Source organism: Streptomyces sp. NPDC091412, assembly GCF_044756885.1.
In the GTDB taxonomy this organism is placed as follows: domain Bacteria; phylum Actinomycetota; class Actinomycetes; order Streptomycetales; family Streptomycetaceae; genus Streptomyces.
In genome coordinates this window covers 1-13,386 of record NZ_JBIVTV010000016.1, presented here as the reverse complement: position 1 = coordinate 13,386, position 13,386 = coordinate 1, and the positions used below count along the sequence as shown (strand labels likewise).

Genomic DNA, 13,386 nt, shown 5'->3' with positions numbered 1-13,386 from the left:
GGTTTCGGATGATGAGTTCGGTTGGCGGGGCGACGGCCGGCCGTAACGCGCCGACGGCCGGCGTACGGTTCCGGGCCGATCGCTCCCGGCTGGTCAGGCCCGGCGGAGATCCTCCAGGGTCGCGGTCGCACCTGGCAGGGCGGATCGGGCCGGGGCCCGCAGCCCGTCCAGGAACAGTTGCAGATGACGGTGCACGAAGCGGTCGATGCTGCCGCAGCCGGCGCCGGCCGGCGGCCGGGAGAGCTGGGCCACGGCGACCATCACATCGCCGACGCCCACGTCGGGGCGCAGTTGCCCGGCCTCCTTGGCGCGGTCCATGACCTCCTCGACGAGGTGCTCGACCCTTGTGCGGGCGGCCTCCATGTCGGGGTGGTGCTGCTCGAAGGTGCTGGAGATCATCGGGCACAGAGCGCTGATCCGCTCGTCGGCGGAGGCGTGCACGAAGTGCTCCAGGGCGTCGAAGGCGTCGCCCGTCTCGGCGAGCGCCCGCTCGGCCGCCCGCGCCGTACGGTCCATGACGGAGCAGACGACCTCGCGTACGAGGGCGTCGCGGTCGGGGAAGTTGCGGTACAGCGTGGCGTTGCCGACGCCGGCCCGACGGGCGATCTCGTCGAGCGGCACCTCGGGGCCGTGTTCGACGAACATCTCGCGGGCGGCCGTGACGATCCGCTCCCGGTTGCGCAGAGCGTCGGCGCGAGGCCGGGTCGCCTTGCGCAGCTCGGGGTTCGCGGTCGTCGCGGTCTTCACGGCGTACTCCTCAAGTCGGTCGGTCAGTCGGTCGGGCGAGCGCTCAGCCGGCCAGTCGGGCGATCGGCCGGCTGACCGGCCCGTCGGGCGGTCAATCGGTCGGCCCGGCCCGGCCCGCCGGTCGGACGGTCGGCCCGGCGGGCGGTCGGTGAGTCGGGTGGCGGGCGGTCGGTGAGTCGGGTGGCGGGGCGATCCGGGGAGCGAGTCCCCGTTTCGCTCGGACACATGACCAAACGGGGAAGAGGTCCCCGGTTATTTCCCGACCGCCGCGCGTTTTTTCGTGACCTGAGTCACATCCACCCGGAGGCACGCATTCCCACGACCGGGCGGTCCGTCCCACGACCGGACCGCTCCAGCGCGCGCCGAACGCCCCAGCGACACAGGGTGATCCCAAGGGTGCAGCCGGGAACCGGTGGCTGCCCGGCGCGAAAGGTGAACGCATGCAGGTGCAGCCGCCCCGCCGCCGTAAAGGCCCGATACCCAAGCGCCGTGCGGTCGCCCTGGGCTCCGTCACGGCGCTGATTCTCGCGGTCGGCACCTCTGCGGGTACCGGGCACCTCACGGAGGGCGGCACGGCGACCGGAACCGGAACGGCTGCGCTCTCCCCCGCCCTGGTCCCCTGCATGATCAGTGGAGCCTCTTCCGTCCAGATGTCGGAGGGCGTCCCCACCACCGGCGGCTACGCCCGCTCCGTCGGCACCGTCCACGCCCTGACCCTGATGGTCGACTTCTCCGACGCGCCCGGCGAGGACGATGCGCTCAACCGCTTCCACGAGTTCTTCCCGCAGACCCAGCAGTGGTTCCACACCGCGTCCTACGGCCGCCTCGACTACCGCGCGGAGACCCCGATCACCCGGTGGCTGCGCATGCCGAAATCGTTCAAGGACTACGGCCTGGAGCGCGGCGCCCCGTTCGACCCGGGCTACCGCCAACTGATCAAGGACATAGTCGAGGCCGCCGGACCGACGGTGGACTTCCGGGACTACGACCTGATCAACATCCTCATGACCCCGAACGCGGGCCCCTCCGCGCTGGACACGGTCCTCTCGGTGACCTTCGCCGGCAACTCGGACGCGCCCGTCGCCAACGGCGTCGCCATAGCCAACGTCTCCTTCATCTACTCCCGCCAGGACGACGGCTCCGGCTCGTACGAGAACACCGGCTTCCGCGTCCTGCCCCACGAGAACGGCCACGTCTTCGGGCTGCCCGACCTCTACACCCAGGAAGGCGGGGCAGCGGTCGGCCACTGGGACATCATGAGCGAGGACTGGGGCGCCAACAACGACCTGCTCGGCTGGCACAAGTGGAAGCTGGGCTGGCTGGACGCCTCCCAGGTGAGCTGCGCGTCCAAGAAGGGGTCCGCCGAGTACACCCTCACCCCGCTGGGCCGGGCGGGCGGCCACAAACTGGTCTTCGTCCCCCTCGACGGACGGTCCGGCTACGCCCTCGAACTGCGCACCCGCGCGGGCAACGACGAGGCGGTGTGCCGGCCGGGCATCCTGATCTACAAGGTCGACGCCGAAGTCGACACCGGCCAGGGCCCGATCAAGGTCCGCGACTCCCACCCCCACTCCGGCGGCTGCACCCGCAGCCCCAACGTCGAGGCGGAACTCTCCGACGCGCCCTTCGCGCCGGGCGAGTCCTTCAAGGACCCCAAGGCACACCTCCGCGTCGACATGATCTCGGCCGACCACGCGGGGGACTACCGGGTGCGGGTCACTCGGCAGTGACGCGTGGCCCCTTCGGGAGCGCACGGGCGCCGAGGCGGTGGGCGAGATGGGAGGAGCCGAAGTGAGATGGGGGAAACGGGGTGAGACGGGTGAGTGACGCGGACGAACTCGCGAACGGACTACCGTAGGCCTGCTGCGACCGCCGCCGTACCGGAGAGCCGAACCGATGCCCGCGAACACCACAACGGATCCGGAGGCCCACGGGGCCGCCGACGCCCGCACCGGGCCCTCCGCCTCAACGGCAAGCGCGCACCCGGCCGCACCCGCCGCGCCCACCGCCGTACCTGCCGCATCCGCCGCCGTACCTGCCGCAGCCACCGCCGTACCTGCGGCACCCGCCGAGGCGGTCACCCCGCTGATGCGGGGCGTAGCGGTGCTGCGGCAGCTGACGCTGGCCGGCGGCACGCTGAGCCCCAGCGCCCTGGAGCGCACGACGGGCCTCGCCCGCTCGACGGTGGACCGCATCACGGCGACGCTCTCCCGGATGGGATACGTCCGCCTCGACGGCCGGGACGTCGTCCTCACCCCTCGACTGATGGAACTGGGCAACGCCTACCTGGCCGCCCTGCGCCTGCCGGCCCTGCTCGGCGCGCGCGCCGACGCACTCGCCGACGAACTGGACGAGTCGGTGTCCCTGGCGGTCGGCGACCGCGACGGCATCCGCTTCATCCACCAGGCCACCCGCCGCCGCGCGATGTCCCTGAGCTTCCGCATCGGCGACCTGCTCCCGGCCGAACGCACCGCGCCGGGCGCGCTGTTCGCCACCGAGTGGACGGACGAGGACTGGCGCCGCTGGCACGAGCGCCGCTCGGCCGACCCGGAGGACCGGAACTTCCCGGCGGTACCGCCACGTTCCCCGGGGCCGGACGACTTCGAGGAACGATCCGCTCAAGCCGACCGGGAGGACTGGTCGTTGGACGACCAGCTGATCGAGCCGGGCCTGGTCGCGGTCTCCGCGCCGGTACGGAACCCCGCCGACGGCCGGATCGTGTGCGTGGCGAGCGTGGTGAGCCACACCAGCCGCCACTCGGCCCATGACCTGCGCACGACGCTGCTGCCCCGGCTGCGGGAGACGGTCGCGGCCATGGAACGGGACCTGCGCGAGGCCCCACCCCCGGCGCCCGCCCCGCCGCCGTCGGGCCTGGCGACCTGGACGGCCGCCTCGAAACAGGAGCTGGGCCGCGACTTCATCGAATCCCTGGCCCGCGGACTGACGGTCCTGACGGCCTTCGACGAGGGCCGGACCGCCCTGACCCTGACGGAGGTGGCCAAGGCCACGGGCCTGGCCAGGGCGACGGCACGCAGGGCGCTGATCACCTACGAGCACCTGGGCCTGGTGAGCCAGTCCCGGGACACCCGGACGTTCACCCTCACCCCCCGGGTCCTGTCCCTGGGCTTCCCGCCCCTCTCCCGCGCCTCCCTGTCCGGGATCGCCCAGCCGCACCTGGAGGACCTGGCGGCCCACGTGCACGAGACGACGTCACTCGCCGTGCTGACGCCGTCCGGCGAGGAGATCCAGTACACGGCGCGTGCCACCACGAGCCGCATCATGAGCGTCGACATCACGGTCGGCGCCCGCCTCCCGGCCCGCGCGACGTCCCTGGGCCAAGCCCTCCTGACAGGCCACGGCTACGCCCTGGTCGACGAGGAACTGGAGCAGGGCGTGCGCTCGATCGCCGTCCCCGTCCGCGACCGCGCGGGCAGAGCGGTCGCCGCGACGAACATCGCCCTGCACGCGGCCCGCCACACCCGCGAGGAATGCGTCGAGAACCTCCTCCCCGCCCTGCTCCGAACCGCCCACCACCTGGAGGAAGACCTCCACATGGCCTCCCGCTTCACCCGTGTCGCCCTGACCTGACTCCCCACCGCCCCAATCCGGTACGCTGACGCCTGTGGCCCACACGCCACGATCCGCCTTCGTAGCTCAGGGGATAGAGCACCGCTCTCCTAAAGCGGGTGTCGCAGGTTCGAATCCTGCCGGGGGCACCGTATGTGGCCTGCTGTCACTGGCCCCGCGATCATCGGCCACGGGGCAGTGACAGCAGGTCTTGACGGCAGTTTCCTCTGCCGGCGTCGCTTGAGCAGGCGGTCCCTGCGGCTCATGGTCTCCCGACCGGCGTCTCGGACGACCCAAACTGGCATGAATCGAGATCCTCCGCCTGAGGACACTCGTCACCGGCGGCGACCGGAAACCGCTTGGCCGTGCAACCACTGACTGCTCTCATGTATCCCACTTCTCGTACGACTGTCCGAGGGACGGTCACACGCTCAAAAGGGGATGCAGTGAGCAGTGTCGGAAGATCCCGTTTGGCCGCCGCGACCGCGGTGGTGGTCGCGATGACGGGCACTCTCGTCGCGGTCGCCACCTCTCCGGCCTCGGCGGCGACCTGCGCGACGAACACCTACACCCGGCAGTTCTTCGCGAACACCAGCTTCTCGGGCAAGCCGAAGCGCACGGACTGTGACACCGTGATCAACGAGAACTGGGGCACCAAATCGCCCGGGGTCCCCGGCATCGCCAAGGACAACTTCGGCGTTCGCTGGACCGTGAAACGCGACTTCGGCTCCGGAGGTCCTTTCGCGTTCACTGCCTCCGGCCAGGACGGCATCCGTGTGTACCTCGACGGCGCGCGCAAGATCGACCTGTGGAAGAACGGGTCCAGCACCGTCTCCCGGACCGTCAACCTGACCATCCCCCGCGGCACCCACACCCTCCGCGTCGACTACGTCAACTGGACCGGTGCCGCCGCCGTCAAGTTCGCCTACGCGCCCCGCACCGGCGCCACCGTGGATCGTGTCGCCCCTCTCACACCCACCGGGCTGTCGATAGCCCGTGACGCCGGCCCCGGGCGGAACTTTCTGCGCTGGTCGGCGAACAAGGAGATGGACCTCGCCGGTTACCGCGTCTACCGCCGTACCCCCGCCCAGACGTCCTTCGGCGCTCCCGTCGCCACGGTCACCGGCACGTCCTTCACCGACACCACGGCCGGGGGCACCACCCACCTCTACGAGGTCCGCGCCGTCGACAAGTCCGGCAACATGTCCGCCGGGACCTCCGACGTCTCGGTCACCGGGAACCCGGTCTTCCTGCGCCAGTTCTTCGCGAACACCAGCTTCTCGGGCACGCCGAAGCGCACGGACACCGACACCGCGATCAACGAGAACTGGGGCACCAAATCGCCCGGGGTCCCCGGCGTCGCCAAGGACAACTTCGGCGTCCGCTGGCAGATCACCCGCGACTTCGGCTCCGGAGGCCCTTTCGCGTTCACCGCCTCCGGCCAGGACGGCATCCGTGTGTACCTCGACGGCGCACGCAAGATCGACCTGTGGAAGAACGGGTCCAGCACCGTCTCCCGGACCGTCAACCTGACCATCCCCCGCGGCACCCACACCCTCCGCGTCGACTACGTCAACTGGACCGGTGCCGCCGCCGTCAAGTTCGCCTACGCGCCACGCACCAGCGCCACCGTGGACCGTGTCGCCCCTCTCGCACCCACCGGGGCGAAGGTGGTGTACGACAAGGGCACCGACTCCGCCACCTTCTCCTGGGCGCCCAACAAGGAGATGGACCTCGCCTACTACCGGGTCTACCGGCAGACCGCGGTGGGTGACTGGATGCCCATGGTCCTGACCGACAGGACCTCCTGGACCGACACCAAACTGCCCCGCAACGGCAAGCCCATCCGCTACTACATCTGCGTCACCGACCGTGCCGGGAACCTGTCCGAGAGCACACCCGTCCTGACGGTCACCCCGGTCGACACCGTCGCCCCGACGGCACCCGTCATCGCCGTGTCCCACATGGCGAACACCCCCAGCTCTCTGAAGATCAACTGGGACAGCCGGACCGAGGAGGAGATAAGGTTCGGCGGCACCATCAGCATCTACCGGTCCACCGGCGACACCCTCGGCGACAGTCCCAAACTCATCGGCACAGCGTCGAAGGACTCGCCGCCGACGTCGCCCTACGCGTACGTGGACGAACTGCCGGCGTTCGACGGCACCACCTACACCTACGCCGCTGTGGTGACCGACGCCGCTGGCAACGCGTCCCCGATGTCCGCGCCGCGTTCGGTGACCCCCGACAACGTTCCCCCGGCCCCGCTCACCGGCCTGACCGCCACGCCCCGCGCCGACGGCGTCCTGCTGAGCTGGGACGCCCCCGCCGAGAGCGGACTGAGCTACGCCGCCACCCGCGTCGTACGGCGGCCGGACGGCAGCACCGGCTACAACAGCGACGGGTGCTCCGACGCCGTCGACCCCAAGAAGCCCACCGCCCTGCCGAACGCGATGCTGTGCGCCGGACCGGCGAACGGCGAGACGGTGACCTTCCTCGTCATAGCGATCGACCAGTGGGGCAACCACATCGGCTTCGACCTGGCCCCCACCGTCACCACCACCGAACTCGACAACAGGCCCGACGACGCCCTCGGCGAGGACTCCGGTGTGCTCACCGTCCTCAACCCCGACGCCGTGACCAGAACCGGCCGCTTGGAGTGGGCCTGCTCCGACATAACGGCCTGCGCCGACATCACCGAGCACCGCCTGGAGCGCTGGAACGTGGCCACCAGGACGTACGAAGCGGTCACCTCCATCGCCGCGGCCCCGAACCGCATCTACCACGCCGCCGTGCGCCTGCCGCTCGGCGAGACGTCGTACTTCCGGATCACCGGCATCCTCGCCGACGGCACACCCGCCGCCGTGGTGCACTACTCGGCGGCCAGGGGCGACTACGTGTGAGCCCCGGGAACCCTGCCGACGACTTCGCGGCGGTCACACGGATTCTGACCGAGGCGGATCAGCGGGACGTCTGCGGCGGACCCTGATCGCTCGGGGAAGCATGTGTCATACGCGCAACGGCGACGGGCCGCGACCTTGAGGTCGCGGCCCTCGTCGCGCTGAACATCGGCCACCGCGACACCGGGGTCGACAAGCGCCTGTCGAGGGGAAACGGCCAAACGGCCCTCATCATTCGGCTCTGCGCCACGGCGCACCGGAGCAAGCACGCCGGCGATCCGCACCCATGACTCAGAGTGAGGTGCCGCTCCAGCTCCACGAATCGTCACGGGCCTCCCGCAGCAGGGCGGCGAAGACGTCGCATGTCAGGGCGCGGGCCGCCAACCGCTCCTAGGATGGCTTTCATCCAGAACGGATTCAGCACACATGAGGCCGGGAAACCCCGTGAACACGCGAGAACCACGGAGGGGTGTTTTCCCAGGCCAGACACCTGATGGCTGACGTTTCCGCAAGTCACAGCCTCGCCCGGGGAAAACTCCTAAAGCGGGTGTCGCAGGTTCGAATCCTGCCGGGGGCACAGACAGAAGGGCCAGCTCAGGAGGGATTTCCTCCCAGGCTGGCCCTTCGTCGTGTCCAGGGTCGTGACCCACGCGTGCCACTACTGCCACGCAGATGCCACACCCTCTAGCTGGAGGCCCCTCCCCCCACCCTCGCGGATCATGGCCCCGATCCGGTCTGCGATGGCCCGGTCACGGTCGCTGGTCATGTGCTGATAGATCAGTGCAGCCCGCGAGCTGCTGTGCCCCATCCGCGTCATCAGTTCACGCGTGCTGGCCCCGGCAGTGGAGGCCAGCGTGTTGCCCGTGTGCCGCAGGTCGTGGAATTGCAGCTCGGCCGTGACACCCGCCGCCTTCCCGGCTCTGACCCAATCATCCCGGAAGTTGCTCCGCCGTAACTGCCCGCCCTGCGGGCCGACGAAGACGTGACCGTCACGGCCGGGCGCGGCGAACTGCTCCAGGTGGCGCGTCACCTCGTCGAGCAGTTCGGCCGGAAAGGAGACGGAGCGAACCCCGGCCGCGGACTTCGGCGCCTTGTCGAAGAGCCGGCCGTTCTGCAGCTCAGCTTGCGCGCGGCGAACGGTGATGTGCCACTGACGTTGATCGATTACGCCCGGGTCGTGGTCTTCTGCTTGAGGCGTTCGTAGGGGGTCTGGCCGCCGAGGCCGCCGTGGGGGTCTAAAACTGACGATCATCGTTGACACCTGGGTCTCCGATCACTACGGAGATCCACATGCCGAAGCCCACTCCTGTCACCCCGCCGCTGGACCGTGAGGCCAAGCGGCGCCTGGCCGTCATACGCCACGTCGAAGAGGTCAGCGGGAACGTCGCGATGTCCTGCCGGTACTACGGGATCAGCCGGCAGGCGTATTACACCTGGTACCGCCGTTACCAGGCCGAGGGCGTCGAGGGGCTACGCACCCGGTCCAAGGCGCCCAAGACCTCTCCGAACGCGACCCACGTCGAGGTGGTCGGGAAGATCATCTACCTGTGCCAGAACTACCACTTCGGCCCTGAGAAGATCGCCATGTACCTCAAGCGGTACCACGACGTCACCATCAGCAAATCGGGCGTCTGGCGCATCCTCGACCGCCTGGACATGGGCCGCCTGCCGGCCTCCCAGCGCTACAAGCGCCACGACCGCAGATGGAAGCGGTACGAGAAGCAGCTGCCCGGCCACCGCGTGCAGATCCCCCTTGACGCCCTGAACCACGCCCGCTCCACGGTGTGTGGGTCGACGGCGGACGGGAAGGGAGCTGGGGTGAGTGGTGGGCTGAGGAGGTAGCAAGGTCCAGCGATCACCCTCGTCACGGTGCGCTGGGGTGTGGTCGGATGCCCGCCCGGTTTGGTTCGTGAGGTCTCAGCCGACGCAGCCTGTGACGATGACGGGGCTGCCGTCGCAGTTGGTGGGGATGTTGTGCCGGATCTCGGACCGGTTCACCGTGAACTGGGTGTCGGTGTACACGCCGCCCGGTGCTGTTGTGGAGGCGTTGTTGTTCACCTCACTGCGGTCGAGCGTCACCGTACCGAAGATGTTGTAGATGCCGCCAGCCTGGGAATTGCCAGAGCCGTTCGCGCTGTTGCGGTCGACCGAGCTGTCCCGCACCACCAGGGTGCCCTGGTCGAAAATGCCGCCGCCCTTGCCGTTGGAGCCTCCTACGACGTTGCCTGAGACCTCGGTCTTGATGAGCGTCAGCGAGGCTGCATTGTAGATCCCGCCGCCGCCGTTCGCGCCTGCGGTGGTGTTGTTGATGATTTTGCTGTTGATGAACTGCGCGGTTTGACCCTCGATGTCGATGCCACCACCCTCATTGCCTGAGGCGTTGTTCTTCAGAGTGGTGTTGCGGTAGACGGCGTCACCTTCTTCCTGGGCGATGGCCCCGCCATCGGCGGCGAAGTTGCGGGAGAACACGACCCCGTCGGTGGTGACGGTGCCGTCCGACTGCAGACCTCCGCCCTCGCCCGCGTTGTTGAAGGTGAACTGGCTGCGGCTGATGTACGCCGTTGCTCCTCCCGCGACATCGACGCCGCCTCCCAAGCCGTCGGCGTGGTTGTTGTCGAGGGCGGTCTTGTAGAGCTTCAGCTTGCCGGAGCTATCGACGAGGATGCCTCCGCCGTCCGTGGGTGCGTTGCCGCCGCGGATCGTGAGGTCGTCGAGCCGGAGGTCGCCGGTGGAGGTGACGTGGAAGATACGGAAAGCACCGGCCGTCAGTCCGTCGCGGACGATGGTGGAGCCCTGGCCCTCGATGATGAGTTGCTTGTCGATGGGGGGCAGTCCGTCGTCGCCGCTGTAGGCGGTGGTCAGGTGGTAGGTGCAGCGGCGGGCGAGGACGAGCGTGGATCCGGCCGGCGCCGTGGCGATCGCGTTGGTCAGGGCCGTGGTGTCGCACGGCACCGGGATACCCGATCCTCCCGCAACGGCCGGTACCGTGCTCACGCCGTTGACGAGAACCGTGGCCAGGGCGGCAACGCCGGACAGTGTGGTGTATCGCATGGCTCTCCTTGAAGTGCAGGGACCGCCAGAGCACAACGGCCCCCGTCCGTGTCCCGGACACTGGGAGCAAAGCCGCCTCCCCCACCTCTCCAAGTGAGCCGCAAGCCCTCCTCACCCAGGCGCAGCAGCAAATACGCCCAAGCGGCTGAGCCCGTCGTCCGACAGGGGTGCAAGACGATGACACCTCCCCGTCACGCCCTCCCGGCGAGAACCGCAGGCGGACAATGGAGAGCTGAGCGAACTCTGTAGAGCTACGGATCAGAAGATTCCCGTGCCACATCCGTGCCAGATCCAACGGGGAGCCACGGGGAACGGCAGTGGCGGACAGGTGCCTGATCTCCCGTCCGCCTACGCAGTCGCTTCGCAGGTCAGGGAACCGTTTGCCCAGCCTCGCTCCTAAAGCGGGTGCCGCAGGTTCGAACCCTGCCGGGGGCACAAGCGTGACCAGGGGGAACGCCTCGGGCCGGGATGGTCCGGGGCGTTTTGACGGCAACCACCCTCAAACGGCAACCAGGCGACCGCTACACGATGCGGGTTGACTGACACCCGAAATCTTCGGCACCGAGGGCCCCGCGTGGACCGTTCTGAAACCTTTGGCGCTGCAGGCGCAGCGGGACCAAGCCGGGACCCGCCACCACAGTGCGGGCAGCGGCCAGTTCTCAAATGGCCGTAAGCAGGCAGCGCCAAAAGACTGAGCCGCACTAGACACGACGCCGATCACCCAGCGTCGAGCGGACGGGGTGGATAACTAGGTTTTCCACACAATCAGATGAGTCGCCCGTCCTCATACCGTGGCCTCGAAACATACCTGGCGTGCCGGAGGCGCGGGGAGGTCCCGACAGCCCCTGCACGCTGGTGGGGGCTGCCTCGGACGAAGCCGCCACCAGGCGGCGGCCGAACGGGTCGGCTCACCGACCGGTTCGGAGGATGGATGCACGTATCCCGTGCCTTGCGTTCGATCGTTGCCGCCGTCTCAGTGGGAGCGGCCCTGGTGGCCTCCCCGTCCTGGTCCGCCACGCCCGCCGCCAGAGCCGTACTCAAGCCGGCCGTCCACGCGCACGCTTCTCGGTCCCCTGACTCCGGCCCCGCGGTGCACCACGACACCTCGCCACCGCTGCGTGAGCTGTGGCAAGGATCCAGACAGCTCCGGCGCGCCCCCCACGTCACGTCCCCCAGACAGGTGCCGCACCCGGCCCTCGCCAAGGCCACAGGTCCCGATCGAGTGGTGCAGAACCACAGCGGCAACCGGGGCCGGATCCGGTTGGGCGTCAGTTTCGAGGGCATCCGGAAAGGCGGGGGCGTCCCACCTGACCCCAACGCCTCGGTGGGCTCCCGCCAGATCGTGGAGATCACCAACTTCGAACTCGCGGTGTACTCCAAATCCGGTGCCACGCTGCTGGGGCCGCTGACGACCCAAACCCTGTTCAGCGGGTTCGGCGGACCGTGCGAGACGGCTCAGAGCGACTTCCTCGGGGACCCCGAAGTCCGCTGGGACTCCCTGGCTCACCGCTGGATCATCAACCAGTTCGCCAGCGACGACGGAAAAACCACGAATCGACTGTGCGTGGGCGTCTCCCGCACCCCGGACGCCACCGGCGAGTACTACCGCTACGCCTTCGGGTATCAGAACCTCCCCGACCACCCGAAGTTCGCGGTGTGGCCGGACGCCTACTACGTGGCCGCCACCGCTGCCGGGGCGCTCTTCGAGGTGTGCGCCTGGGACCGGCACAGAATGCTGCGCGGAGCCGACGCCGACCAGCAGTGCTACACCGTCCCGGCATCGACCATCCCGATCGGCTCGGACCTCGACGGCACGACCCCACCCCCGCGGGGCGCACCCAACCTGCTGATCAACCTCGGCCCCACCAACGACAGCCTGCAGTACTGGCGGTTCCACGTCGACTGGACAGACCAGGCCCGCACCACCTTCACGGGCCCAAAGAAGCTCAAAGTGGCCCCCTACATCCGGGCCTGTGAGAGTACCGATCCCACCCAGTGCGTCCCTCAAGCCGGCACCACCCAGAAACTGGACTCGCTCTCCTACTCTCCCATGTACCGGTTCGCCTACCGCAACTTCGGCGACCACCAGTCCCTGGTCTTCAACCAGGCGGTCGATGCCCGCGGCGGCGTCGGCGTGCGCTGGTACGAACTGCGGCTGCACCACGGCCGACCGGTCGTCCACCAGCAGAGCACCTACGCTCCGGGGCCCACGTACCGGTGGATGGGCTCCGCCGCCCAGAACAAGATGGGCGACATCGCCCTGGGATACTCACAGTCGTCCTCCCAGACCCATCCCTCGATCCGCGTCACCGGACGCTTGGCACACGACCCGCGGAACCTGATGACGTTCCACGAAACCACCGTGTGGACCGGCGCAGGCTCCCAGACCGGGAGCAACCGCTGGGGTGACTACACCTCCATGGCGATCGACCCGGTGGACAACTGTACGTTCTGGTACACCAACCAGTACCAACCGGCCGATGGCACCGGAAACTGGAACACCCGTATCGCCTCCTTCCAGCTCTCCGACTGCCACGCCCACCGTCAGCACGGCTACCACCGCCACAGCTGACACCCCCGGCCGACGGCGCACCGCCGTCCACCCCGGACCGCCCTGCATGCCGGGGACTGCGGCACCGCAGTCCCCGGCATTTGGTGCACGACTTCGGGCAGCCACGCTTGTACCCCTTGTGTGTGGTGCAGTCCGGCGGGCACGGCTCGAAGCGGTGAAGGCGTCCGCCACAGACGTGGGGGTCGTCGCAGCCGTGCCGCCGTGTGAGGCGCTTTAGCTGCCACTCGGGGCGGAACAGTTCCGCTTCCAGGTCGACGTACGACCCATGCAGTCCGAGGGTTTCGCCCTGCCGGAACCCCATGCCGGCACGGACGAGCAGCCGACCACCGGCAAGGCGCAGGGCCCAGGTGGCGACTACCGGGTGTCGACACGCTTACGCTGACGTCACCCGGCGCACGGTGGACGCTTCCACAGGAAGCCCAGGATGGCCGCCGCCACGGCGACTGACAGGCCGCTAGCTACTTGCCCCTGAAGAAGTCTGGGGGCTGCCTCTGGGTTGTCCTCTGGGGAGAGCTGGTAAGGGCGGGCCGTGGCCGCGACAGTGGAGGC

At 69.0% G+C, this 13,386-nt stretch carries 8 protein-coding genes, 1 tRNA gene and 1 pseudogene; 6 read left to right on the top strand and 4 right to left on the bottom strand.

What is annotated here, in order from left to right:
* Window positions 1-93 precede the first annotated feature (93 nt).
* A complete protein-coding gene (locus ACIQMV_RS29530) occupies window positions 94-747 on the bottom strand; it encodes a TetR/AcrR family transcriptional regulator (protein ID WP_141360313.1) in 654 nt (217 codons plus the stop codon).
* A gap of 440 nt (window positions 748-1,187) precedes the next feature.
* On the opposite strand from ACIQMV_RS29530, the gene ACIQMV_RS29525 reads away from it, so the two are divergent.
* The 4 genes from ACIQMV_RS29525 (at window position 1,188) to ACIQMV_RS29510 (ending at window position 7,217) form a co-directional block, all read left to right on the top strand.
* Entirely contained in the window at window positions 1,188-2,477 is a 1,290-nt protein-coding gene (locus tag ACIQMV_RS29525; RefSeq protein WP_402596350.1) for a M6 family metalloprotease domain-containing protein, read from the top strand.
* A gap of 358 nt (window positions 2,478-2,835) precedes the next feature.
* Window positions 2,836-4,335, top strand: a complete 1,500-nt coding sequence (locus ACIQMV_RS29520; RefSeq protein ID WP_402596433.1) for an IclR family transcriptional regulator C-terminal domain-containing protein — start codon at window positions 2,836-2,838, stop codon at window positions 4,333-4,335.
* Between the two features lie 55 nt (window positions 4,336-4,390).
* Window positions 4,391-4,463, top strand: a tRNA-Arg gene (locus ACIQMV_RS29515).
* A gap of 321 nt (window positions 4,464-4,784) precedes the next feature.
* The gene (locus ACIQMV_RS29510; RefSeq protein ID WP_402596349.1) at window positions 4,785-7,217 is read left to right on the top strand and encodes a PA14 domain-containing protein; all 2,433 of its coding nucleotides are present in this window, start codon (window positions 4,785-4,787) and stop codon (window positions 7,215-7,217) included.
* A gap of 655 nt (window positions 7,218-7,872) precedes the next feature.
* On the opposite strand, the gene ACIQMV_RS29505 is transcribed toward ACIQMV_RS29510, so the two are convergent.
* The gene (locus ACIQMV_RS29505; protein WP_402596348.1) at window positions 7,873-8,466 is read right to left on the bottom strand and encodes a tyrosine-type recombinase/integrase; all 594 of its coding nucleotides are present in this window, start codon (window positions 8,464-8,466) and stop codon (window positions 7,873-7,875) included.
* Between the two features lie 38 nt (window positions 8,467-8,504).
* On the opposite strand from ACIQMV_RS29505, the gene ACIQMV_RS29500 reads away from it, so the two are divergent.
* Window positions 8,505-9,056 carry a helix-turn-helix domain-containing protein gene (locus ACIQMV_RS29500; RefSeq protein WP_402596347.1) on the top strand — a complete coding sequence of 184 codons (552 nt, stop codon included), beginning with the start codon at window positions 8,505-8,507 and terminating at the stop codon, window positions 9,054-9,056.
* A 75-nt stretch (window positions 9,057-9,131) separates the two neighbouring features.
* On the opposite strand, the gene ACIQMV_RS29495 is transcribed toward ACIQMV_RS29500, so the two are convergent.
* On the bottom strand, window positions 9,132-10,265 hold the full coding sequence (locus ACIQMV_RS29495) for a hypothetical protein (RefSeq protein WP_402596346.1): 1,134 nt from the start codon (window positions 10,263-10,265) through the stop codon (window positions 9,132-9,134).
* 1,225 nt (window positions 10,266-11,490) lie between these two features.
* On the opposite strand from ACIQMV_RS29495, the gene ACIQMV_RS29490 reads away from it, so the two are divergent.
* Window positions 11,491-12,837, top strand: coding sequence for a hypothetical protein (locus ACIQMV_RS29490; RefSeq protein ID WP_402596345.1), 1,347 nt, complete (start codon window positions 11,491-11,493; stop codon window positions 12,835-12,837).
* A 79-nt stretch (window positions 12,838-12,916) separates the two neighbouring features.
* Here the strand turns inward: ACIQMV_RS29490 and ACIQMV_RS29485 are convergent.
* A pseudogene (locus ACIQMV_RS29485) lies at window positions 12,917-13,159 on the bottom strand (integrase); the annotation flags it as partial.
* Between the last annotated feature and the right edge of the window lie 227 nt (window positions 13,160-13,386).

Excerpts from the sequence above, each read along its gene's own strand:
- ACIQMV_RS29505 (WP_402596348.1), bottom strand. The coding sequence starts at position 8,466 with ATGATCGTCAGTTTTAGACCCCCACGGCGGCCTCGGCGGCCAGACCCC.
- ACIQMV_RS29495 (WP_402596346.1), bottom strand. The coding sequence starts at position 10,265 with ATGCGATACACCACACTGTCCGGCGTTGCCGCCCTGGCCACGGTTCTC.
- ACIQMV_RS29525 (WP_402596350.1), top strand. The coding sequence starts at position 1,188 with ATGCAGGTGCAGCCGCCCCGCCGCCGTAAAGGCCCGATACCCAAGCGC.
- ACIQMV_RS29520 (WP_402596433.1), top strand. The coding sequence starts at position 2,836 with ATGCGGGGCGTAGCGGTGCTGCGGCAGCTGACGCTGGCCGGCGGCACG.
- ACIQMV_RS29500 (WP_402596347.1), top strand. The coding sequence starts at position 8,505 with ATGCCGAAGCCCACTCCTGTCACCCCGCCGCTGGACCGTGAGGCCAAG.